Source organism: Sulfitobacter sp. SK025 (assembly GCF_003352105.1).
GTDB classification, from domain to species: domain Bacteria; phylum Pseudomonadota; class Alphaproteobacteria; order Rhodobacterales; family Rhodobacteraceae; genus Sulfitobacter; species Sulfitobacter pontiacus.
The window spans coordinates 689150-710814 of sequence record NZ_CP025808.1; the positions used below are offsets into that span (position 1 = coordinate 689150).

Sequence of the window (21665 nt, forward strand, 5' to 3'; positions counted from 1 at the left end):
ATGCCTTGCGGTTACTTGATCGCCAGCCGGTTCAACTGCCAGATAGAACGGCTATAGATCGTTTCTGTCTGGTACTTTACGTCGCTGTCATAGGGATAGACAATCCATAGCGGACCTTTCCCGCGGCGCGACATCTCTTTGTCGTTGTTGGCATAGGCGATGATCGGCCCGTCGGACACCGCATCCTCCATCGGGATTTCGACCGCATAGTCGTTGATCGCGGTTGCTTCGATCATACCTTCGGACACGTCCAGCGTGTCCATCAGATCCTTGAGCGATACGCCCTGAAAGGTCTGCGCGCCTTCGGTCCAGATGGTTTCGGTCTCGAAGCTGGACGACGGCAGTTCTTTCAGCTGCTCCATCGTATAGGTGTGTTCCATGTCGCCTGCCGTGACGGTCAGAACGGCATCTTCTTGTGCACTCACAGCAGTGGCCAATGCGGCACCGCACAGTGCGGCGGTGATTGTCTTGGTGAAAGCTTGAAACGTCATAACTCGGTATCCTTCCCCTGTGTTTGTACATCAACCTTAGGTTAACGCCGTTTGGAGAGCGACTGAGATTAAGGGTATTCTTACTATACGAAGGTATAGCCGTCAAAAATTCGACACAGTTATCCTATCCTCATGTGTGCTATTATTCGCCCATAAGTTGGTCTACGACTACTTAAGCAGCATTGAGGTGGTGGCGAGGGAAGGAAAGAACTTATGGCATTACGGATACTGATTGCGGACGACCACGATATGGTCCGCGAAACGATTGCAATGTTTTTGGACGCGGATGGCGGGACAGAGACGGTTGCAGCAAGCGACCTGCCCGAAGCGATGGCCAAGATAGAGGCAGAGGGGCCGTTTGATCTGGTGCTGCTCGACTATACGATGCCCGGCATGAAGGGGCTTGAGGCGCTGCCTAAGGTCATGAAAGCCAACGAGGAAAAGCCTGTCGGTCTGATTTCGGGCACGGCAACGCGGTTGATCGCGGAACAGGCGCTGGCCATGGGCGCGATCGGTTTCCTGCCCAAGACGCTGCCTGCGAAATCACTGGTCAACGCGGTCCGCTTTATGGCCGCGGGCGAGATTTACGCGCCCGTCAACTTTATGTCTGGCAAGGACGATCCCGAAGAAACCGACTTTGAAAAGGCCCTGTCAGAGCGGGAGCGTCAGGTTCTGCGCGGCTTGATGGAGGCGAAATCGAACAAGGAAATCGCCCGCGACCTAGAGTTGCAAGAAGTCACGATCAAGCTGCACGTCAAAACGCTGTGCCGCAAGCTGGACGCCCGCAACCGCACCGACGCCGCAATGATCGCACGTAGTGCGGGGTTTATCTGATCGGGGTAAACAGCGCGTCGTCCAGCGTGCAATCCTTGATCACGTCGCGCCCGCAAGGCACTGGCTCCAGCGTTTTTGACAGGCATAGACGCACTTCTTGAATGTAGCCGCTTTTGCAGGTGACGGTAACGCCATCGGCCTCCATGGTCGGGTTTGCTTTCAGAAACGCTTCCTCCACCACCGAGGCGGGCAGGCGGATGTCGCCCGTGATCTTGCGAAAGACCGCGGGGCGGGTCACGACATCATAGGCCTGACGCGACAGATCGAAATATCCAGTGGCAGACAGGCCGGTACAGCTGCCGTGTTTCTTCCATTGATGCCACGCCAGACCGGGCGTCCCCATAATGTCAGCCATGGCGGCGGTCATGCCACGGGTGGGGGGCCGTTCGGCAGTGCGGCAGTAAGTTGGAAACCCCCGATGCAGCTGCGGCCAAAGCCCGTGCATGATCCAGCCGTGATCGTGGCGCGCGTCGCATTGCGCGGAATCGCGCGCATCGCCTTCCAGCGCGCACCAGTTGGGCGACCAGCTGAGCGCCAGCACGTAATAGTCGAATTCCCCTGCAATTTCGCCCTTGGCCGCCGCGGGGCGGGGCATCGGGGCCAGCAACAGACACAGGCACAGGATCAGCAATCGCATTGGGGTCTTTCCTTATTTTGCCGGTCCGAGTATAAGGCGTTCAAGTTCCCCCACAATGGAAACCGTTCTGCCCCGCAGGACAGCCTATTTCAGGCGACGGGGAAAGTGCGTTTTAAGGAGAGACCGACATGGCAAAACCGATTATGGCCCGCGCCACTGCCGTATGGCTGGTGGACAACACAACCTTGAGCTTTAAACAGATCGCGGATTTCGTGGAAATGCACGAGCTTGAAGTGCAGGGCATCGCGGATGGTGACGTGGCGCAAGGTGTGAAGGGCTTTGACCCGATTGCCAACAACCAGCTGACCGAAGAAGAGATCGAAAAAGGGCAGGCGAACCCGCTGCACAAGCTCAAGCTCAAGTTCAACGCGTCTGCCCAAGGCGAAGAGAAACGTCGCGGCCCGCGCTATACGCCGCTGTCCAAACGTCAGGACCGCCCCGCGTCGATCTACTGGCTGGTCAAGTTCCATCCCGAACTCTCCGACGGTCAGGTCAGCAAGCTGGTCGGCACCACCAAGCCAACCATTCAGGCGATCCGCGAGCGGACGCACTGGAACATTGCGAACATCCAACCGATCGATCCCGTGGCTTTGGGGCTGTGCAAACAGTCCGAACTGGACGCCGCCGTCCAGAAAGCCGCTGCCAAGAAAGCCGCCGAAGGTGGCTTGATGACCGATGACGAACGCCGCCGTCTGGTCAGCACCGAACAATCGCTTGGCATGGATACGGAACCGAAGATGCCGACCTCTATCGAAGGTCTGGAAACGTTCACCCTGTCCGGCAACCCTGCGGATGACGAAGAAAAAGACCACGGCGACTATTCTGACGCCGACAGTTTCTTCAAGCTGCCCGAGGGCGGTTCCGACGCGGATGAAGACGACGACAAGTAATTCGGTTCCGCCCTTCCGGCGGCTTCGGAACAAATCCGCTTAACCTCGTGTTGGGCTAGGGGTGCAGGGCAACCGCTCTGCGCCCCTTTTTTGACGTAGGGAGCATGCATGGTGGCGACGATATTACTCGGTCTGTTTTGGGGCGTTGTCGCACTCGTTGCTGCGATCAGCGTGCTTCCCTTTAGCAAGATACCGCACGGCGCGATCCGGGGGATGGCCTTCCCCCGTGAGCAGCTGTTTGTGTTGACCGTGGCGCTGGCTGCCGTGGCGCTGGTGCTTCTTGAACCTGACCATCGCAACCCGGCGCTGGCGATCCTCGCTGTGATTGCGGCGATCCACACGGGCTACATCCTGAAGTTCACGCCGCTCTGGCCGCGCCAATCGGTGGATGCGACCGAGGCACAGGCCGCTGACGTGGAAAACCGTGTCACCATCCTTGCGTCAAACGTGAAACAATCCAATCGCCAGTATCAGCGTCTGATCGACCTGATCCGCACCGAAGACCCCGATATCGCCGCCGCGCTTGAGGTGGACCCGGACTGGGTCGATGCGCTTTATGACGCGCTGAAAGACCAGTACCCCCATTGGGTGAAAGTGCCTAAGGATAACTCCTATGGCGTGGTCATGATGTCCAAGATGGAGCCGTCAGAGACGCAGGTGCGGGACCTGCTGGTTGATGATGTGCCGTCGATCCGGACCAAGGTCGCGATGCCGTCTGGGCGGATGTGGCGTTTGTATATCGTGCACCCCGAACCCCCCGTGCCCTATCACGACACCAAGGGCCGCGACGGAGAGATCGCGTTGGTCGGCATCGAAGCCAGCAAGGACGATCTGCCCGCGATCGTGACAGGCGATCTGAACGACGTTGCTTGGTCCACCACCACCCGCCGGTTTCAGCGGCTGTCGGGATTGCTGGACCCACGGGTCGGACGTGGGTTCTATAACACGTTTCACGCGGGTATTGCCTTCATGCGCTGGCCGCTTGATCATCTGTTCCATGATGCAGAGTTCCGCCTGATCCGTATGTCGCGCTTGCCCAATATCGGGTCCGACCACTTCCCGATCCTGTTCTCGCTTGCCCTGACAGGGGAGCCTCAGTCGAATTCCACGCCCGAACAAAGCGACGCCGAAGAGCGCGCGGAGGTGCGGGAAATGGCAGCCGAAGAACGCGAAAAGGACCGCGAAGCCATCGGCACGGATTGGGAAAAATAGCCCCGATCCGTCACCGCTCACCGGTACGCAGCGCTTTGCGTGCCGCCTTGAAAAACGAATTGTCGTATCGAGTATTTTGCCACTTGCGCGAATCTGAAAACAGCGTAAATGCGCGCTTACAGACGCCAACGCACGCGCCTCTGGCCGGTCCGTCTGTCCGCGGATTGACCCCGCGCCTATGCAGCGACGGTAACGTCTCTTGAAACGACATGTTAGGGTACTCCCGCCCTTCCTTGCTCTTTGGAGATGACCATGAACGCCACAGCTACCGCCACCGTGAACACATCCGCAGCATCGAACTATGACGAAGCGGCTGATTACATCTGGAACAACAGCTTCGACAAACCGACTCTCGTCGTCAGCCGCGCCCGTGTGGGTGTACAATACGACGCGCTGCAAGCCGGTCTGGGCGATGCGCGGATTCACTATGCGGTAAAGGCGAACCCCGCCCCCGAGATCATTCGTATGCTGGTCGAACGCGGCTCGGGCTTTGATGCGGCGTCGCGTCAGGAGATCGAGCTGTGTCTGTCCCAAGGGGCGGATCCTGCGAAAATCTCTTTCGGCAACACCATCAAACGCGGCGTTGATATCGCCTTTGCCCATTCCATCGGGGTGACCATGTTCGCCGCCGACTGCGAGGCAGAGCTCGACAAAATCGCAGAGCACGCCCCCGGCGCGCGCGTCTATATCCGTCTGATCGTCGAGAATTCCATGGCGGACTGGCCGCTGACCCGCAAGTTCGGCTGTGCGGGCTCGCTGCTGCCAAGCCTGCTGGAGTACACCAAATCCGTGGGGCTTGTGCCTTATGGTCTGTCGTTTCACGTCGGGTCGCAAACCCGTCGTGCCGAATACTGGCACCCCGTTCTGGATCAGGTCGCCCCGCTATGGCACGCCGCGAAAGAAGCAGGGCACGACCTGCAACTGCTTAACATCGGCGGCGGCTTTCCTGCCTATCACGGTGATCCGGTGGATGCGCCGCGCGGCTATGCCGCCGCAGTCGTTGCCGCCGTCAAAGAACGCTTTGGCGAGATTCCGGTCCTGATGGCAGAGCCGGGCCGCGGCATGGTCGCAGAGGCAGGGCATATCGCGGCCGAAGTGTTGCTGGTGTCGCGCAAATCGGCAGAGGCGGCCCGCCGGTGGGTCTATCTGGATATCGGGCGTTTTTCCGGTCTGGCCGAAACCGAGGGCGAGGCGATCCGCTATCAGTTTGTGACCCCGCATGACGGCAAGCCCGTCGGCCCCTGTGTGCTTGCCGGCCCGTCCTGCGACAGTGCCGATGTGCTTTATGAAAAAAATCCGGTTGACCTTCCACTTGACCTAAGGGACGGTGACAAAGTCATGATCAAGAACTGCGGCGCTTACACAAGCTCGTACAGTTCGGTCGGCTTTAACGGGTTTCCGCCGCTTGATGTATTGGTCCTGTAAGAGGATCATTAACGTCGCGCGGGAAGGGCCGTCTGCTTTGGGAGGAGCAGGCGGCCCATCTATTTTCAGCCCTATGGTTTAACGCGGGGGTTTTACCCGCGGTTTGTGCCGTTTTTACGGGAAACTCTTGACTTCCGCGGCCCCAAACGGTGTACCTGCCCCGAACAATTCTAGCCCTCGAAAGGGACCCGTCATGCACGCATATCGCAGCCATACATGCGCCGATCTGAGCAAGGAAAACGTTGGCGACAAGGTTCGCCTGTCCGGGTGGGTGCACCGTGTACGCGACCACGGTGGTATCCTGTTTATCGACCTGCGCGACCATTACGGCATGACCCAAGTGCTGTGCGACCCTGATTCCCCCGTCTTTGCCGAGGTGGAAAAGGTGCGGTCCGAATGGTGTATCCGCATCGATGGCGAGGTAAAGGCCCGCGACGCCGATCTGGTCAACACCAAGATCCCCACCGGCGAGATCGAAGTTTTCGTGCGCGACATCGAAGTGCTGGGGCCTGCGAAAGAGCTGCCTTTGCAGGTTTTTGGCGATCAGGAATACCCCGAGGAAACCCGCCTGCGCTATCGCTACCTCGATCTGCGTCGCGAAAAAATGCAGGACAACATGGTGCTGCGGTCCGATGTTGTGTCGTCGATCCGCAAACGCATGTGGGACCAGAATTTCAAAGAATTCCAGACGCCGATCATCACCGCGTCTTCCCCCGAAGGCGCGCGCGACTTCCTCGTGCCGTCGCGTCTGCACCCGGGCAAGTTCTACGCGTTGCCGCAGGCCCCGCAGCAGTTCAAACAGCTGCTGATGGTGTCCGGCTTTGACAAGTATTTCCAGATCGCGCCCTGTTTCCGCGACGAAGACCCGCGCGCTGACCGGTCGCCCACCGATTTCTACCAGCTCGACCTCGAGATGTCCTTTGTCGAACAGCAAGACGTGTTCGACACCATCCAGCCCGTGCTGACTGGCATTTTCGAAGAATTCGGCGGCGGCAAGGCTGTGGATCAGGAATGGCCGCAAATCTCTTATAAAGATGCGGCGCTGTGGTATGGCTCTGACAAGCCTGACCTGCGCAACCCGATCAAGATGCAGGTCGTGTCCGACCATTTCCGCGACTCCGGCTTTGCGATCTTCGCGAAACTGCTGGAACAGGAGGGCACCGAAATCCGCGCCATTCCCGCGCCCACAGGCGGCAGCCGCAAGTTCTGCGACCGCATGAACGCCTTTGCGCAAAAAGAGGGTCTGCCCGGCATGGGTTATATCTTCTGGCGCGAGAAAACCGCCGACAGCGTGGCACAGGAACTGGGCATCACGGTGAAAGAAGCCCAAGCCAAGCTGAAAGCCGGTGAGGTCGAAGGCGGCATGGAACCCGCAGGCCCGCTGGCCAAGAACATCGGGCCAGAGCGTACCGAGGCGATCCGCCAGCAATTGGGTCTGGACGTGGGCGATGCGGCGTTCTTCCTTGGCGGCAAGCCCAAGTCCTTCGAAGGCGTCGCGGGCCGTGCCCGTAACGTTATCGGTGCCGAACTGGGGCTGACGGATGAAAACCGTTTCGCCTTTGCCTGGATCGTCGATTTCCCGATCTACGAGAAAGACGAAGAAACCGGCAAGATCGACTTTGAACACAACCCGTTCTCTATGCCACAGGGCGGGATGGACGCGCTGATGGGCGACCCGCTTGAAGTGCTTGGCTACCAGTATGACCTTGCGTGCAACGGCTACGAACTGGTGTCCGGTGCCATCCGGAACCACAAGCCAGAGATCATGTTCAAGGCATTCGAGATCGCAGGCTACGGCAAGGACGAAGTCGAAAAACGCTTTGGCGGCATGGTGAACGCGTTCCAATACGGTGCCCCGCCCCACGGTGGTTGTGCCGCCGGTATCGACCGGATCGTCATGTTGCTGGCGGAAGAGGCGAACATCCGCGAGGTGATCCTCTTCCCGATGAACCAGCGCGCCGAAGACCTGATGATGAACGCGCCAAGCGAACCACAGTCGGATCAGTTGATGGAACTGGGTCTGCGGGTCATCCCGCAGGACTAAGCCCTGCAACATACCCATAGAAAAGCCCGTCTTGGATATGCCAAAGGCGGGCTTTTTCGTTTGAATCTCGTGGTGTCGGGCGGGCGCGGTCAATGTCAGGCCGGCCTGCGCCCAAAGGTCAGAAACCGGCTTGCGCAACCTCTACCACGGTCTGCGCGCCAAAGTCGCGCGCATGGGCAAAAGCCAGTGCCACGATCGCCACACCCACCACATTTGCCGCGAAGACGGTCCAGTCGAAACTGGTTTCCTTGGCGTAGATGCGACGCAGTTTGGTGAACATGATGTGGCCCTTGGGTTGGGTGACGTGGGTGGGTTGGTGGTTGCGGATGCCACCAGCCTCGCAGGCGTTTGTGGCAAAAACAGGACCTTTCTGCGCTCCAGTTTGGGTGATGTCATATGACATTCGGGTCTTGGCGCTGACAGCGCTTGGCCTTAACGTAAGTGCATGAAACAAGATGACCAGCCCCCCGGCCCACTTGGTGCCCCTGTTGCAGATTTTTCCGTCCCGCCGCGCCCGCCGCGGACGGTGATGACGGGCCGCTACGCCCAGCTTGAACCGCTGAACGCCGAGGCCCACGCCGCCCTGCTGTTCCGCGCCTTTGAAGGGCAGGATCAGCTTTGGCACTATATGTATGACGGGCCGTTCTCATCCTCTGCCCAGTTTCACCGCTGGGTGCGCGAGGTTGAAACCAAAGACGACCCGCTCTTCTATGCGATCAAGAACCTAGAGACAGGGCATATCGAAGGGGTGGCAAGCTATCTGCGCATCGCGCCAGAGGCCGGATCGATAGAGGTCGGGTCAATCACCTTTGGGCCCGCGTTGCAGCGCACGCGGGCGGCGACGGGTGCCATGTATCTGATGATGAAATGGGCGTTCGAGGCGGGATACCGTCGGTATGAATGGAAGTGTAACGCGCTGAACATGCCGTCGCGCCGTGCCGCGCAACGCTTGGGCTTCAGCTACGAAGGCATCTTCCGGCAGGCGGCTGTCGTTAAAGGGCGCAACCGCGATACGGCATGGTTTGCGGCAATTGACGCCGAATGGCCGGGCCTGCGTGAAGCCTTCGAGGCGTGGCTTTCCCCTGCCAACTTTGACGCAGAGGGTAAGCAGCGCGAACGGTTGGGCGATCTGACCAGCCTCGTGCGGGTGTCCAGTGACCCGCTGACGTGACCCGCGACTAGATCGCGATTTGCCGCATCAGGCGTTGGCGCAAGACCGATCGGATCACCCGTTGTTCTTCTATCGCCGGCAGGCCCAAGGTGCTGCGTGCTGCCAGCGCTGTCGCCGCCTGTTCCAGTGCTGCGTCCCGCGCACTGCGCGCCACGCCGGTCAGAAACTGAGCGACATATTCCAGCGTCTGAGGCGTACAGGGGCCGGACAGAACGTCGTCCATGTGCGCCATGTCATCCTGCAACGCGATGTTGTCGGGCGTGATCGTTTCATCGGCAAGCACGGACAGCCCCAGCGGACGGTGATGCTGGGGCAGGGCGGCCAGCACGACCTGTTGAAACTGTGACAAAGACTGCAACGGTTTGCTCATGAAACGGTCTGCCCCTGCGGCCAGCGCATCCGCCGCCAGATGGGTCTCCCCCGAAGTCGCCAGTAACGCATCAACGCGGGGCTGCGATTGTGCCAGTTCCGCAATCAGATCAATGCCGTTTCCGTTTGGTAACCCCAGATCGGCAATCACGATCGACGGGCGGTAGACCTGCAAATGCCGCCGCGCCGCGCGCAGGCTGTCGGCCCGTCTGATCCGCGCGCCAGAGCGGAGACAGAGCAGGCGCATCGCCTCGCAGGCAAAGCGGCTGTCTTCGATCACCAGAACCGTAAGGCCCAAAAGCGGGCGGTCGGCCGTGGGGGCGGGCAGGCTTTGGGCCTGATGTTCAAGCGTATCCATGATTCCTCCGTTATGCTTTGTGGGTGACCTATGGTTAGGCGCGCTTCGCTAATACGGTGTTAACGTGACGCATTGCTCTTGCGGCAGCGGCAGCCCATAAACCGGGTCAAATGTTGATTTGAGGGAGAAGAATGATGATCGGTCGCCTAAACCACGTAGCCATCGCCGTGCCGGACCTTGAGGCCGCTGCGGATCAATACCGCAACGCTTTGGGTGCGAATGTTGGCCCCGCGCAGGATGAACCCGACCACGGCGTCACCGTGATCTTTATCGAACTGCCCAATACCAAAATCGAACTGCTTTACCCGCTGGGGGACGATAGCCCGATCAACGGTTTTCTGGAAAAGAACCCTGCCGGTGGCATCCACCACATCTGCTATGAGGTCGAAGACATCATCGCGGCGCGGGATCGCCTGAAGGAAAGCGGCGCGCGTGTTCTGGGCAACGGAGAGCCCAAGATCGGTGCCCACGGCAAGCCGGTGATTTTCCTGCACCCCAAAGACTTTAACGGCGCGCTGGTCGAGCTGGAGCAGGTGTAACCATGGCCGTCATGTCAGGTATCGTTCTGTTCGCCGTGATCTGGTCGATGGTCTTTATGATCCTGCTGCCAGTACGGGTGCAGACCCAGGGGGATCTGGGCCAGATCGTCGAGGGCACCCACGCGGGGGCCCCCGAACATCACCACCTTAAAAAGAAAGCGCTGTGGACGACCGCTGTGTCGATCGTGCTATGGGCGATCATCGCGGGGATCATCCTGTCGGGCTGGTTCACCGTGGCGGATGTGGAGCAGTGGCTCCACGGGGCGCCGACGCCAATTGGTGGAACAAATGGGTAAAGGTCGCCGCCCCTAGGATCGGAAACACTAGATTCAGCAGCGGCACCGACAGGGGAATCGCCATCAACACGCCGGCGGCCCAGATTGTAAGGCCATGTTTCCCGCGCAGACGCTTTGCCTCGGTCCGGCCCACCCGCCGGATCGCGGCAAGCGTGAAATACTCGCGCCCCAGCAAGAAACCGTTCACGGTCCAGAAGATCAGGGGCGCGAAGGGGGCGAACATCAGGTAGAGCACCAACGCCACGACGTTCACGCCGATCAGCACCCCCATGAAGTTCACCGTATCGCGCAGCGCATCGCCAAAGGGCACGGGGGTGGCGGGGGGCAGATGGGGGTAGTGTTCGGCCTCTACCGCGTCGGCCACATCATCCAGAAACATCGACGTGATGGCCGAGGCGACGGGCACCATCAAGAACACCGACAGCACCATCAACAGCAGCGCTGCCCCCCAGCTGAACAGATCGTCAAGCCACGAAACCTCGCCCAGGACGGGCAGCCAGTTGTCCTCTCCGGTCAGCCAGTCGATCAGCCAGACAAAGCCCGCCGAGGCACCGACCAGCAGCAGCAACGCCAAGCCGACACCCAGCAGCAGCACGCGGCGAAAGCTTGGATCGCCGACCTGTCCGACCGCCAGCCCGAAGGCGCGAAAAATCTGTGCTATTGCCATGTGGTGATCGCCGTGATGTCGGGGCGCCCGCGCTCTGGCGGGGCGGAGGTTTCGGTGCCGATATGGATGATGCCGGCGATGCGTTCGTGTTCCGCGAGGTCGAAAGCCTTGGTCATGAAGGCGCGGTCGTGGCTGACCCAACCGCTCAGCCAGTTCGCGCCCCAGCCAGAGGCGAGCGCGGCATTGACCAGCGACAGGCAGACCCCGCCCACGGCATAGGTCTGTTCCAACGGCGGGATCTTGGGCGAGGGTTTCTGCACCTCGACCACCACAACCGCCAGATCGCCCTGATCAAATTGCCCGCGGCCCTTCTGGATCTGCTCGGGGTCGAGCGCCAGGGCGGTGCCGCGTGCCTCGGCGATGTCGGCCAGACGCGCCATCGCGGGCTTTTCGATCACGATAAATCGCCACGGTTCCAGCATCCCGTGATCCGGCGCGCGCGAGGCCACGGTCAACAGCTCGGTCAGCGTGTCGCGGTCGGGGACCGGTGTGGTCAGGGTCTTGGCAGGGCGCGAACGGCGGGTTTGCAGGAAATGCAGCGCGTCGGGATTGGGTGTCGGCATCGGGGTCTCTCTTATAGGTTCAGCTCTTGCGCCATGTCGTCAATGGACGCGCGCAGGAAAGCGTCGAATGCGGGGCTTGGCTGGCGGATGCGAAAGTTCTTCGCATGGGGATCTGGCGCTGTGATGTCACTGTCTGCGAGGGCTGCGATGGTGGCGTGGCCACAGAAGGGAACATAGGCCTCTGAATAGCCGCCTTCATGGACGAGCACCAGCTTGCCGCCGCAAAGTTTTTGCGCCGCGGCTTTGATCCGCTGTGTCATCTCGGCAAAGGTTTCCGCTGTGGCCTGCATGCGCGCCAGCGGATCCACGATAGAGGCATCGAAACCGCAGGCGACGATGATCATATCGGGTTGATACGCGTCGAGCGCGGGGAGCACGACGCGATCGAGCGCATGCAGATAGGCCGTATGCCCCGACCCCGCATGCATCGGCAGGTTGATATTGTAACCGGCTCCCGCGCCGTTGCCCCGATCCGCCAGCGCGCCGGTATCAAGCGGGTAATTCCCTTCTTGATGGAGCGAGATCGTCAGCACGTCGTCGCGGTCATAAAAGATCGCCTCGGTGCCATTGCCGTGGTGCACATCCCAGTCCAGCACGGCAACGCGGCGTACCAGCCCCTTGGCCTTTGCTGCCTCGATCGCGATGGCGATATTGGCGAGCAGGCAGAACCCGTTGGGGAAATCAGGCAGCGCATGGTGCCCCGGTGGACGGCTGAGCGCATAGGCATTGTCGAGGTCACCTTTGGCGACGGCCTCTACCGCGGCGATGGAGAGGCCCGCGGACAGCGCCGCAATCTCGAACCCGCCGGCGGCGAAGGGGGTGCGCAGCCCCAGCTCTCCACCGCCCGCGTCGGAAAGGCGTTTGAAGTCGTCGAGATAGGCAGCCGGATGGACCCGCAGCAGATCGTCGCGGGTGGCAGGTGCTGCGCTGCGCAGGTCGAGCTCGGCCATCAGGCCGGTGACCTCCATCAGATTGCGGAGGCGGCGTTTGGTCTCGGGGTTTTCCGGCAGGCCGCCCGCGGCCAGCGGCTGCACCAAGCCGCCCACGGGCATGGTAAAGGCATAGTTGCCACCTGCGTGCCAAAAGCAGCGTTCATCCATGAAAAAACCGGTGGTCATCGTCTATCCCCTTCGTGGTTCGGGCGAAGGCTGGCAAAACGCCAGAGGATTGTCCATGGGGGGCAAGGCCCGCAGCCGTGGTGCTGCGGGGGATCTGTGGAGCGAGTATTTGGGAAAGGGTGAAGGGCGGGCTGGTTTAGCCCACCATGCCCATAATCTCGTAGGTTTTCTTGAGGATCGGCGCGGTGATCTCGCGCGCTTGGGTCGCACCGTGGGCCAGAATGCGGTCGATCTCTGCCTCGTCAGCCATCAGCTCTGCCATGCGGGTGCTGATCGGGGCCATTTTGGCGACGGCGAGTTCAGCCAGTTTGGGTTTGAAGGTGCCGAACTGCTGGCCGCCCACATCGGCCAGAACCTGTTCAACGGTCTGGTCGTTCAGCGCGGCAAAGATATTCACCAGATTGCGCGCCTCTGGCCGGTCCTTGAGGCCGTCCACTTCGGAGGGGAGCGCATCGGCGTCGGTCTTGGCCTTGCGGATTTTCTTGGCGATGGTGTCGGCATCGTCGGTCAGGTTGATACGGCTGGCATCGGAAGGGTCGGATTTCGACATCTTCTTGGACCCGTCGCGCAGGGACATGACGCGGGTCGCAGCCCCTTCGATCACCGGTTCGGTCAACGGGAAGAAATCGACGCCGTAGTCATGGTTGAACTTGGCCGCGATGTCGCGCGTCAGTTCAAGGTGCTGTTTCTGGTCCTCGCCCACGGGCACATGGGTCGCGTGATAGATCAGGATGTCGGCGGCCATCAGCGCGGGATAGGCAAAGAGCCCCAGCGAGGCAGCTTCGGCGTTCTTGCCGGCCTTGTCCTTCCACTGGGTCATGCGGCCCATCCAGCCCATACGCGCCACGCAGTTGAAGACCCAGGCCAGTTGCGCGTGTTCGGGCACCTGGCTTTGGTTGATCAGGATGGATTTATCGGGGTCGATGCCCGACGCGATAAAACCGGCACAAAGCTCGCGCGTGCTACGCTTGAGGTCCGCAGGGTCCTGCCAGACGGTGATCGCGTGCAGATCGACCATGCAGTAGATCGACTGTACCCCCTTGTCCTGCGCATCGGCGAAACGTTTGAGCGCGCCCAGGTAGTTTCCAAGATGCAAATCGCCCGACGGCTGGATGCCGGAAAACACACGCGGGGTGAAAGAGGTGTCGGTCATTGGATGCTCCGATAAGGCTGGAAACTACGGCCAGATGGGCTTACCCATGCGCACCATGCCCGTCAAGGAGGCCCTATGGAAGACCCAGATTTTCACCCCCCCGTGAACCCGATGCCCGCAACCGTCACGCTGCTTTTTCTGGCGTTGGCGGGGATAGAGGTCGCGTTGTCGCTGGCCGAAGCCGGGATCATCGGCGGCCCTGCTGCTGTGGGCTGGCGTCTGGCGTTGATCCGCGACTATGGGTTTTCAGGCGATGTGTTCGATTGGATGGTCGCCAACATGCAGTTCCCCCTGCGCGACCTGTCGCGGGTGGTGAGCTATAGTTTCATCCATCTGGGCTTTACCCATGCGATCTTTGCCTGCGTGCTGTTGCTGGCGCTTGGCAAGATGGTGGCCGAGGCGATGGGGCAGCTGGCGTTTCTGGCGATCTTCTTTGTGTCGGGCATTTTCGGCGCGGTGGTCTATGCGCTGGTGCTGGATGATCCGGTCTGGCTGGTCGGTGCCTATCCGTCGGTCTATGGGCTGATCGGCGGCTATTCCTTTGTCATGTGGCGCAAGCTGGCGGTGCAAGGGGAACAGCAGTACCGCGCGTTTTCCCTGATTGCCGTGCTGATGGGGTTGCAGCTGATCTGGGGCGTGTTTTTTGACGCGGGCACCCAATGGGTGGCGGAGCTTTTGGGCTTTGCCTGTGGTTTCGCGCTGAGCTTTGTTTTCGCGCCGGGCGAATGGGGCAGGCTGCGGGAGCGTATTCGGCACCGGTGAGGCTTGCAGGCGGGTCAGGCAGACGTGACAGGCAGGGGGCCAGCCCCCTGACCCCCGGGATTTAATGCCATTTGGAAGCGGGTCGGGTTAGCCGCGTTTTAGGGCGCGTTTGAATTCGGCCAGTTTGAACGCACCGATGAGCTGGCCGGTGCCGAAGTAGCTGACGGCCGCCAGGGCAATGAGGATCACCAGGGCGACCCCGCGCCACCAGGCTTCGGCGAGCAGGGGTTGCAGGGCCAGGTTGCCGATCCAGAGCGCTCCGCCCATGACCGCCGCCGCCGCCATGATGCGCCAGATGCGTTTGTGAAAACGCGCATCGAATTTCGCGGCCAACCCGAAGCCACGTGCGCCATAGGCCAGCAAGGCAAACATCGCCCATCCCGCCAATGTCGTCGCGATGGCAGGGGCAATCCAGCCGATCACGGGGCTGAGGCCGACGGCCAGCACCACGTTCACCACCATTGCGACCACGGCAAAGTAGAAGGGGCGGCGGGTGTCTTCACGCGCGTAGTAAAGCGGTTGCAGGATTTTCTGCAGCACGAAGGCCGGCAGGCCGAGCCCGTAGATCGCCACCGCAATGGCGATGGCTGCGGCGTCATCTGTGGTTGTGGCCCCGCGTTGGAACAGCACCGTGGCCAGCGTGAAGGGGATCACCATCAACGCAACCGCCGAGGGGATGGTCAGCGCCAGCGACACCTCGGCGGCGCGGCTGATCTGAGTGTGCGATCCCTGTTCGTCTCCGGCCTTGAGCCGTCGTGACAGGTCGGGCAGCAGCACCACGCCAATCGCGATCCCCACCACGCCCAAGGGTAGTTGGTAGAGGCGGTCTGCGTAATTGAGCCAGGCCACGGCTCCTTCGTAGAAGCTGGCGACCTGACGGCCGACCAGCAGGTTGATCTGCATGACCCCGCCCGCCAGGGCCGCAGGGGCGGCGATGATGGCGAGGCGTTTCAGCTCGGGCGTCAGGCGGGGGCGGTGGCCGAAGGTCAGTGTGAAGCCTGCGCGTTTCGCGGCCCACCAGACCAGCGCCAGTTGCGCGATCCCCGCCAGCGGGACAGACAGCGCCAGCGTGTCGCCGATCTGCAGGCCAAGCGCCTTGTCGATGCCCATGCCGATCGCCTCTGATCCGTCGCGGCCAAGGGCGGCCCCGATAAGGACGGCGAGGATGAAGATGACGTTCAGCACCACAGGGGCTGCCGCCGCCGCCATGAAGCGGCCCGTGGCGTTCAGCACGCCCGATACAAGTGCCGCGAGGGAGATGAACAGGATATAGGGGAAGGCCAGCCGCCCATATTCGACCGCCAGATCGAACCGTTCGTCCCCCGCAAAGCCCGAGGCCATCAGCAGCACCAGCCCCGGCATCGCGACGATCCCGATGATGGTGAACAGCGTCAGGATGAACGCCATGCCGACGAAAGCATCCTGCGCGAATTTTTCCGGATCATCGCCGCTTTCGAGCTTTTTCGAGAACATCGGCACAAAGGCCATGTTGAACGCCCCCTCGGCAAAGAAGCGGCGGAACATATTGGGCAGGGAAAAGGCGACCAGAAACGCTTCGGCGGCGGGGCCGGAGCCAAGGTAGCCCGCGATCATCACATCACGCACGAACCCCATGACCCTGCTGAGGAGGGTCCAGATCCCGACGGTGAAGAAGCCGGACATAAGGCGGATAGGTTTCATGGTGGTGCTGCCCCGTAACTGCGGTGCAAATGGCCTAGCTGTTGGCGCCGCACTGCGCAATCAGGGAAATGCGAACACAGCCGTCATGCCCGCGCGAAAGCGCCGATGTCAGTCCTGTGCCCGTGCCACTCCGTCGATGATCGCCGCGCGCAACCGTTTCTCGAGCGTCTTCTGCTTGCTTTCGGTATAGTATTTCAACCCGAACATATCCTTGACGTAGAAGGTATCGACCACCTGTTCGCCATAGGTCGCGATCACCGCATTGGCGATATAGACGTTGGATTCAGACAGCGACCGCGTGAGGTCATAGAGCAGGCCGGGGCGGTCGCGGGTATCCACCTCGATAATCGTGTAGATCTCGGAGCCTTCGTTATCAAAGGTGATATGCGTGGGCACCTTGAACACTTTCTCGCGCTTTTTCACCTTGTCGCGGGATTTCAGCGCATCGCGGGCCAGAATTTCACCCTTGAGCGTCTTGGAGATCATCTGCCGCAGCCGTGGCAGGCGCGAGACGTCGTAGGGGTTGCCCTCGGCGTCCTGGATCCAGAACGCATCGGTCACCCAGCCGTCCTTGGTGGTATAGCTGCGGGCATCGACGACATTGGCCCCGACCAGCGCCAGCGCACCGGCGAGCCGTGCAAAGATGCCCGGGTGGTCAGCCATGACAAAGCAGGCGCGGGTGGCGTCGCGGTCATCGTCAGGGTGCAGGTCAATGCGGATTTCACCGTCCTGAATATCGCGGAGCTGTTCGGCGAATACTACCTGCGAGGCCGTGTGAAGCCCCTGCCAATAGGGGGGGTAGTGGCGTGCGGTCTCGGCCTGAAGATCCTTGCGCGGCCAATGGGCAAGGGCCGCACGCAGGGCCTTTTTGGCCCCCGCGCCGCGGTTCTCGCGGTTGAGGTCTTCGAGTCCGGTTTCAAGCGCGCGTTTGGTTTGCCGGTAGAGCCCACGGATCAGCACGGCTTTCCAGTTGTTCCAAGTGTTCGGGCCGACGCCGCGGATATCGCAGACGGTCAGCACACACAGCAGATCAAGCCGTTTGACGGTCTGCACCGCCTTGGCAAAGTCCCGCACGGTGCGCGGATCGGAAATATCGCGTTTTTGCGCCATATCCGACATCAGCAGGTGGTAGCGGACCAGCCATTCGACCGTGTCGACCTCGGCCTTGTTCAGGCCCAGACGGGGCGCGATCTTGCGGGCCATTTGGGCCCCGAGGATCGAATGGTCTTCGGGGCGGCCCTTGGCGATATCATGCAGCAAGAGAGCCACATATAGAACCTTGCGGTTCACCCCACGTTGCAGGATCGAGGAGGCGACGGGCAGGTCTTCTTCCAGCTCGCCCTTCTCGATCAGGGCAAGGTTTGTGATACACTGGATCGTATGCTCGTCCACCGTGTAGCTGTGATACATGTTGAACTGCATCATCGCCACGATAGGCTCAAACTCGGGGATGAAGGCCGACAGCACGCCCAGTTCGTTCATCCGGCGCAGGCCGCGTTCGGGGTTGCCGTGTTTCAGCATCAGATCAAGGAAGATCCGCCGCGCTTCGGGCGTGTTGCGCATGTCGTCGTCGATCAGGGCGAGGTTCGCTTTGACCAGACGCATCGCATCGGGGTGGATCAACATGCCGGTGCGCAATGCCTCTTCGAAGATGCGCAGCAGGTTCAGCTTGTCGCTGATAAACGCCTTGCCATCGGTGACCGCCAGCCGCCCGCCCACGACCTCATAGCCGTCCCGCAGCTTGGGGCGACGGCGAAAGATACGTTCGAGCAGCGGTTCCGCCTTGACGTGCAAGGCTTCGAGCTTGGTGAGGAAGATGCGCGTCAGCTCGCCCACTTCGGTGGCATGGCGGAAATAGGCCTGCATGAACACCTCGACCCCGCGGCGGCCCCGTGTGTCGCGGTATCCCATCGCCTCGGCCACGGCGACCTGCATGTCAAAGGTCAACTGTTCGGTCGCGCGTCCTGAAATGAGGTGCAGGTGTCCGCGTACCGCCCAAAGAAAATTCTCGGCCGCGACGAAGGTCTTGAATTCTTCCTCCAGAAACACGCCGCGGTCGACAAGATCGGCGGCATGTTCGACGCTGTAAATATGTTTGGCGATCCAGAACAACGATTGCAGATCGCGCAAGCCGCCCTTGGCCTCTTTGACGTTGGGTTCCACCACATAACGTAGACCCTGCTTGCGGTGCCGCGCGTCGCGTTCCTCCAGCTTGGCTTCGATAAAGCTGCGGCCGGTGCCTGCAAAAAGATCGGTCTTGAGCGTTTCATCCAGATCCTGCGCCAAAGCCACATCGGCGGCGATAAAGCGGTGCTCCAGCAGGGCGGTCTGGATCGTAAAATCCTCGCGGCCGAGGGTCACGCAGTCGCGGATGGTGCGGGTGGAATGGCCGACCTTCAACTTGAGATCCCATAGCATGTAGAGCATGGATTCGATCAGCTTTTCAGTGCGCTGGCTGGGCGTTTGGGGGATGAGGAACAGCAGGTCCACATCGGAATAGGGGGCCATCTCTCCGCGGCCATACCCGCCGACGCCGATCACGGCGAGCCGGTCGTTCGGGCCAAGCGTGTCAATCGGGTGGAGCCGTTGTCCGGCGATCTGCAGGGTCGTGCGGACAAGCTGATCTGTGAGGTAGCAATAGGCCGACGTCATGGGGCGCGCGTTGAAGGGTGACGCCGCAAAGGCGCGGGCGATTTCGGCGCGCCCGTTCTTTTGCGCGTCTTGCAGAACGGCGACGGCAGCGGCCTGAATCTCTGCCGGATCGGTCAAACCGTCCAGCACGTCCTTGAGCGCGGCGGAAACAGCCGCTTCGTCAAAGATGCGTTTGGGAGTGCTGATCAGGTGACGCGCGGTGGCCTCACCTGATTCTGCTGGTGCAACAAGGGGTTTCACAAAAGGCGGCCCCTTAGAAACCGGCCCCGCCAAAGGCTTGGGGGGCAGGGCTGATGATGACGACCTGCTGGTTGCGGATCGTGGCAATGGCAAGGCCGCGTTCGGCGGTGCCGTCCGCCTTGAGGCGGAACACGCCGCTCGCCCCGCGGAAGCCCGCGCCTTGGGTCAGACGTGCCGCGGACAACGCGTCGGATTTGCCGGATTTCGCCAAGGCCCCCACGGCGGCGATCCCGTCAAAGGCCAGACCAGCGATCGGGCCCGGTGTGTCGCCATAGGCTGCGGCATAGCGCTGCGAAAATGCGGTTGTCGCACCGGGATCGGGCAGGGCGAACCAGCCACCTTGCACGCCGGGCAGGGCCAGCGTTTGGGGCGGGATGTCCCAGCGGGTCAGACCGATGTACTGCGTGGTGGCACCGCTGATCCCTGCCTCTGGCAGCATCTGTGCGAAAAGCGGCAGCGCACTGGCTGAGGATGTCGTCAGGAAGACCGCATTCGCCCCGTTGCTTTCTACGGCAGCTTTCACGCGCGGCACGGCAGACATTACGGCTTCTTGGCTCAGCGCGTAATCAACCGTACCGGCAGAGGTCGCCCCGTTTGCGGCAATCGCCTTGAGGATGGCATCGCGGCCCAGCTGGCCGGCCAGATCCTGACCGTGCAGTACGAGGATCTTGTCTTTTCCGTTGCTCTTGGCGTAGCGGACCAGACGGTTGGAGGTGTCGTTAAAGTTCTGACCCAGCACAAAGACATTGCCGCCCGCGATGCTTGGGTTGTTCGAGAAGGACAGGACATTCACGCCCTGCGCGGCAACCGCGTTGCCCGCCGCATTTGCGGCCTCGCCATAAAGCGGCCCCAGAATGATCTGCGCCCCGTCGGTGACAGCCTGAGCCGCCGCGGTGCCCGCAGTGCCAGCATTGCCGCCCGTGCCATAGACCCGCAGGTCAATCTGCACGCCGCCCAGATCGCGGATCGCCAGACGCGCGGCGTTCTCAAGTTCTTGCGCCAGCAGGTTATCTGCCGCCGAACCGCCGCGCGGGATCAGCAAGGCCACCGGAATAGGTTTGCTCGAGTCGACTTTGGGGCCCTTGGACCCGTTCATATTGGTCATCGCCACAGGTTCACAGGCGGCAAGCGCCAATGCGATCAGTGGCAGGATCAAAAGCCGCAGTGGCTTGCGAAGGATGTTGAAAACAGCGATCATAACAGTGTCACTCCATTGGTGGCAGGTCGGCGGCGATGGCCCCGGGGACATATGCACTGATCATAGAGGGTGCGAAAGGCGGGTCCAGCTTGAATTACCAAAAGATTCCCCTTGCGGCGGGGCTTTATTTTGTCGGGGTGCCGATCGGCTCTGCCCGCGACATAACCTTGCGGGCGCTCGACGTGCTGGCCTCGGCTGATGTGCTGGCGGCGGAAGACACGCGGAGCCTGCGTAAGTTGATGGATATCCACGGGGTGCCTCTCAACGGGCGGCAGATTGTGGCGTTGCACGACCATTCGGGCAGTGGCGTGCAGGAAAAGCTTGTCGCCGCGATCCGCGATGGGCAATCCGTCGCCTATGCCTCTGAGGCTGGCATGCCGCTGATCGCGGATCCGGGGTTCGAACTGTCCCGCGGTGTGGGCGAAGCAGGGCTGATGCTGACCTGCGCCCCGGGCCCCTCGGCGGTACTGACCGCGCTGGCTTTGGCAGGGCTGCCGACGGATGCCTTCTTTTTCGCAGGGTTCCTGCCCAATGCGAAAGGCGCAAGGCTCACGGCGCTGCAGAAGTTGAAAGAGGTGCAAGGCACGCTGGTTTTCTACGAATCACCCAAGCGGGTGGGGGCGATGCTGCGCGATGCCGCACAGGCGCTGGGCGGGGAACGTCCGGCGGCTGTCTGTCGCGAGCTGACCAAGAAGTTCGAAGAAATTCAGCGCGGTACTCTAGATGAGTTGACCGAACACTACAGCGGTAAAGCCCCGAAGGGCGAGATTGTTGTGCTGATTGATCGCGGGCGTTTACCGGCTGTTAGCGAAAGTGATCTAACCTCTGACCTTGCGAACGCATTGGAAACGAATTCGATGCGCGATGCCGTCGATATGGTGGCGCAGGCATATGATGTGCCGCGCCGACAGGTGTATCAGGCGGCATTGGAACTGGGGAAAGAAACCTAAGATGACCGACACACTGACGACACTGGCGAAATCCGTTCAAGGGGCTGTTTCCTATCACGCAGGTCGTGCGGCTGAACTGCAGGTCTCGGATGACTACCGCCGCCGCGGCTTTGATCTGGCACATGAACGGTGGCGCGGTAAGGCGGGCGAAATTGATCTGATCATGCGCGACGGCGACGGGATCGTCTTTGTCGAAGTGAAGAAAAGCAAAAGCCATGACAGCGCGCTGCAGCGTCTGAACCGGAAACAAATGCGCCGTATCTATCGATCCGCCGAAGAATTCATTGGCGGCGAACCCAAAGGCGCGCTGACGGACGTGCGGTTTGACGTGGCGTTGGTCGATCAAACCGGTGACCTGCGGATCCTTGAAAACGCCTTCGGGCACGACTGACCCATTGCACCCCACGCCCTGCTGC

The 21665-nt window shown here is 61.1% G+C and carries 22 protein-coding genes; 11 read left to right on the forward strand and 11 right to left on the reverse strand.

Features of this window, described 5'->3' with window-relative positions; all coding sequences use genetic code 11:
* Positions 1-11: 11 nt before the first annotated feature.
* Positions 12-491: a molybdopterin-dependent oxidoreductase gene (locus C1J04_RS03255; RefSeq protein ID WP_009825937.1), complete on the reverse strand. Its 480-nt coding sequence runs from the start codon at positions 489-491 to the stop codon at positions 12-14.
* 213 nt (positions 492-704) lie between these two features.
* Here C1J04_RS03255 and C1J04_RS03260 point away from each other — a divergent pair, with 213 nt between their 5' ends.
* On the forward strand, positions 705-1325 hold the full coding sequence (locus C1J04_RS03260) for a response regulator transcription factor (RefSeq protein WP_005851242.1): 621 nt from the start codon (positions 705-707) through the stop codon (positions 1323-1325).
* On the opposite strand, the gene C1J04_RS03265 is transcribed toward C1J04_RS03260, so the two are convergent.
* Positions 1318-1962, reverse strand: a complete 645-nt coding sequence (locus tag C1J04_RS03265; RefSeq protein ID WP_009825938.1) for a ribonuclease T2 family protein — start codon at positions 1960-1962, stop codon at positions 1318-1320. The genes C1J04_RS03260 and C1J04_RS03265 overlap by 8 nt on opposite strands.
* Positions 1963-2090: 128 nt before the next feature.
* Between C1J04_RS03265 and C1J04_RS03270 the strand changes: the two genes are divergently transcribed.
* The 4 genes from C1J04_RS03270 (at position 2091) to aspS (ending at position 7533) form a co-directional block, all read left to right on the forward strand.
* A complete protein-coding gene (locus C1J04_RS03270) occupies positions 2091-2852 on the forward strand; it encodes a DUF1013 domain-containing protein (RefSeq protein WP_009825939.1) in 762 nt (253 codons plus the stop codon).
* A gap of 108 nt (positions 2853-2960) precedes the next feature.
* Positions 2961-4064 carry an endonuclease/exonuclease/phosphatase family protein gene (locus C1J04_RS03275; RefSeq protein ID WP_009825940.1) on the forward strand — a complete coding sequence of 368 codons (1104 nt, stop codon included), beginning with the start codon at positions 2961-2963 and terminating at the stop codon, positions 4062-4064.
* Positions 4065-4310: 246 nt separating this feature from the next.
* A complete protein-coding gene (locus tag C1J04_RS03280) occupies positions 4311-5489 on the forward strand; it encodes a type III PLP-dependent enzyme (RefSeq protein ID WP_005851249.1) in 1179 nt (392 codons plus the stop codon).
* A 193-nt stretch (positions 5490-5682) separates the two neighbouring features.
* Positions 5683-7533: an aspartate--tRNA ligase gene (gene aspS / locus C1J04_RS03285; RefSeq protein WP_009825941.1), complete on the forward strand. Its 1851-nt coding sequence runs from the start codon at positions 5683-5685 to the stop codon at positions 7531-7533.
* A gap of 118 nt (positions 7534-7651) precedes the next feature.
* Here aspS and C1J04_RS03290 read toward each other — a convergent pair whose 3' ends face one another.
* Positions 7652-7936 (reverse strand): hypothetical protein, encoded by a 285-nt coding sequence (locus tag C1J04_RS03290; protein ID WP_009825942.1) that lies wholly within the window; start codon positions 7934-7936, stop codon positions 7652-7654.
* Between the two features lie 42 nt (positions 7937-7978).
* Here C1J04_RS03290 and C1J04_RS03295 point away from each other — a divergent pair, with 42 nt between their 5' ends.
* Positions 7979-8704 (forward strand): GNAT family N-acetyltransferase, encoded by a 726-nt coding sequence (locus C1J04_RS03295; RefSeq protein ID WP_009825943.1) that lies wholly within the window; start codon positions 7979-7981, stop codon positions 8702-8704.
* Positions 8705-8711: 7 nt separating this feature from the next.
* On the opposite strand, the gene C1J04_RS03300 is transcribed toward C1J04_RS03295, so the two are convergent.
* On the reverse strand, positions 8712-9431 hold the full coding sequence (locus C1J04_RS03300; protein WP_009825944.1) for a response regulator: 720 nt from the start codon (positions 9429-9431) through the stop codon (positions 8712-8714).
* A gap of 134 nt (positions 9432-9565) precedes the next feature.
* Here C1J04_RS03300 and mce point away from each other — a divergent pair, with 134 nt between their 5' ends.
* Together mce and C1J04_RS03310 are read left to right on the forward strand one after the other, a co-directional pair.
* Entirely contained in the window at positions 9566-9970 is a 405-nt protein-coding gene (mce, locus tag C1J04_RS03305; RefSeq protein WP_005851258.1) for a methylmalonyl-CoA epimerase, read from the forward strand.
* Positions 9971-9972: 2 nt separating this feature from the next.
* A complete protein-coding gene (locus tag C1J04_RS03310; protein WP_009825945.1) occupies positions 9973-10266 on the forward strand; it encodes a DUF1467 family protein in 294 nt (97 codons plus the stop codon).
* On the opposite strand, the gene C1J04_RS03315 is transcribed toward C1J04_RS03310, so the two are convergent.
* The 4 genes from C1J04_RS03315 to trpS form a co-directional block, all read right to left on the reverse strand.
* Positions 10199-10933 carry an EI24 domain-containing protein gene (locus C1J04_RS03315; RefSeq protein WP_009825947.1) on the reverse strand — a complete coding sequence of 245 codons (735 nt, stop codon included), beginning with the start codon at positions 10931-10933 and terminating at the stop codon, positions 10199-10201. The two genes, C1J04_RS03310 and C1J04_RS03315, sit on opposite strands and share 68 nt — an antisense overlap.
* A complete protein-coding gene (locus tag C1J04_RS03320; RefSeq protein ID WP_009825948.1) occupies positions 10924-11496 on the reverse strand; it encodes a nitroreductase family protein in 573 nt (190 codons plus the stop codon). The genes C1J04_RS03315 and C1J04_RS03320 overlap by 10 nt, the downstream gene beginning before the upstream one ends.
* A gap of 11 nt (positions 11497-11507) precedes the next feature.
* The gene (locus C1J04_RS03325) at positions 11508-12614 is read right to left on the reverse strand and encodes a class II histone deacetylase (protein WP_009825949.1); all 1107 of its coding nucleotides are present in this window, start codon (positions 12612-12614) and stop codon (positions 11508-11510) included.
* Between the two features lie 136 nt (positions 12615-12750).
* The gene (gene trpS, locus C1J04_RS03330; RefSeq protein WP_009825950.1) at positions 12751-13767 is read right to left on the reverse strand and encodes a tryptophan--tRNA ligase; all 1017 of its coding nucleotides are present in this window, start codon (positions 13765-13767) and stop codon (positions 12751-12753) included.
* Between the two features lie 75 nt (positions 13768-13842).
* Here trpS and C1J04_RS03335 point away from each other — a divergent pair, with 75 nt between their 5' ends.
* Positions 13843-14529 (forward strand): rhomboid family intramembrane serine protease, encoded by a 687-nt coding sequence (locus C1J04_RS03335; RefSeq protein WP_037954107.1) that lies wholly within the window; start codon positions 13843-13845, stop codon positions 14527-14529.
* A gap of 87 nt (positions 14530-14616) precedes the next feature.
* Here C1J04_RS03335 and murJ read toward each other — a convergent pair whose 3' ends face one another.
* The 3 genes from murJ to C1J04_RS03350 all read right to left on the reverse strand — a co-directional run bounded on the left by murJ (position 14617) and on the right by C1J04_RS03350 (position 20299).
* Positions 14617-16209 carry a murein biosynthesis integral membrane protein MurJ gene (murJ, locus tag C1J04_RS03340; protein WP_009825952.1) on the reverse strand — a complete coding sequence of 531 codons (1593 nt, stop codon included), beginning with the start codon at positions 16207-16209 and terminating at the stop codon, positions 14617-14619.
* 108 nt (positions 16210-16317) lie between these two features.
* Positions 16318-19101 (reverse strand): [protein-PII] uridylyltransferase, encoded by a 2784-nt coding sequence (locus C1J04_RS03345; protein ID WP_009825953.1) that lies wholly within the window; start codon positions 19099-19101, stop codon positions 16318-16320.
* A gap of 13 nt (positions 19102-19114) precedes the next feature.
* Positions 19115-20299: a penicillin-binding protein activator gene (locus C1J04_RS03350; protein ID WP_009825954.1), complete on the reverse strand. Its 1185-nt coding sequence runs from the start codon at positions 20297-20299 to the stop codon at positions 19115-19117.
* Between the two features lie 89 nt (positions 20300-20388).
* On the opposite strand from C1J04_RS03350, the gene rsmI reads away from it, so the two are divergent.
* Entirely contained in the window at positions 20389-21249 is an 861-nt protein-coding gene (gene rsmI / locus C1J04_RS03355; protein ID WP_037954564.1) for a 16S rRNA (cytidine(1402)-2'-O)-methyltransferase, read from the forward strand.
* A gap of 1 nt (position 21250) precedes the next feature.
* Positions 21251-21640, forward strand: coding sequence for a YraN family protein (locus C1J04_RS03360; RefSeq protein WP_005851276.1), 390 nt, complete (start codon positions 21251-21253; stop codon positions 21638-21640).
* Positions 21641-21665: the final 25 nt, after the last annotated feature.

Coding starts and splice junctions, on each gene's coding strand:
- C1J04_RS03295 (WP_009825943.1), top strand. CDS start 7,979: ATGAAACAAGATGACCAGCCCCCCGGCCCACTTGGTGCCCCTGTTGCA.
- C1J04_RS03290 (WP_009825942.1), bottom strand. CDS start 7,936: ATGTCATATGACATCACCCAAACTGGAGCGCAGAAAGGTCCTGTTTTT.
- mce (WP_005851258.1), top strand. CDS start 9,566: ATGATCGGTCGCCTAAACCACGTAGCCATCGCCGTGCCGGACCTTGAG.
- C1J04_RS03350 (WP_009825954.1), bottom strand. CDS start 20,299: ATGATCGCTGTTTTCAACATCCTTCGCAAGCCACTGCGGCTTTTGATC.
- C1J04_RS03310 (WP_009825945.1), top strand. CDS start 9,973: ATGGCCGTCATGTCAGGTATCGTTCTGTTCGCCGTGATCTGGTCGATG.
- aspS (WP_009825941.1), top strand. CDS start 5,683: ATGCACGCATATCGCAGCCATACATGCGCCGATCTGAGCAAGGAAAAC.
- C1J04_RS03335 (WP_037954107.1), top strand. CDS start 13,843: ATGGAAGACCCAGATTTTCACCCCCCCGTGAACCCGATGCCCGCAACC.
- C1J04_RS03325 (WP_009825949.1), bottom strand. CDS start 12,614: ATGACCACCGGTTTTTTCATGGATGAACGCTGCTTTTGGCACGCAGGT.
- C1J04_RS03255 (WP_009825937.1), bottom strand. CDS start 491: ATGACGTTTCAAGCTTTCACCAAGACAATCACCGCCGCACTGTGCGGT.
- C1J04_RS03270 (WP_009825939.1), top strand. CDS start 2,091: ATGGCAAAACCGATTATGGCCCGCGCCACTGCCGTATGGCTGGTGGAC.
- C1J04_RS03315 (WP_009825947.1), bottom strand. CDS start 10,933: ATGGCAATAGCACAGATTTTTCGCGCCTTCGGGCTGGCGGTCGGACAG.
- trpS (WP_009825950.1), bottom strand. CDS start 13,767: ATGACCGACACCTCTTTCACCCCGCGTGTGTTTTCCGGCATCCAGCCG.
- C1J04_RS03360 (WP_005851276.1), top strand. CDS start 21,251: ATGACCGACACACTGACGACACTGGCGAAATCCGTTCAAGGGGCTGTT.
- C1J04_RS03300 (WP_009825944.1), bottom strand. CDS start 9,431: ATGGATACGCTTGAACATCAGGCCCAAAGCCTGCCCGCCCCCACGGCC.
- C1J04_RS03275 (WP_009825940.1), top strand. CDS start 2,961: ATGGTGGCGACGATATTACTCGGTCTGTTTTGGGGCGTTGTCGCACTC.
- C1J04_RS03265 (WP_009825938.1), bottom strand. CDS start 1,962: ATGCGATTGCTGATCCTGTGCCTGTGTCTGTTGCTGGCCCCGATGCCC.
- C1J04_RS03260 (WP_005851242.1), top strand. CDS start 705: ATGGCATTACGGATACTGATTGCGGACGACCACGATATGGTCCGCGAA.
- murJ (WP_009825952.1), bottom strand. CDS start 16,209: ATGAAACCTATCCGCCTTATGTCCGGCTTCTTCACCGTCGGGATCTGG.
- C1J04_RS03320 (WP_009825948.1), bottom strand. CDS start 11,496: ATGCCGACACCCAATCCCGACGCGCTGCATTTCCTGCAAACCCGCCGT.
- C1J04_RS03280 (WP_005851249.1), top strand. CDS start 4,311: ATGACCATGAACGCCACAGCTACCGCCACCGTGAACACATCCGCAGCA.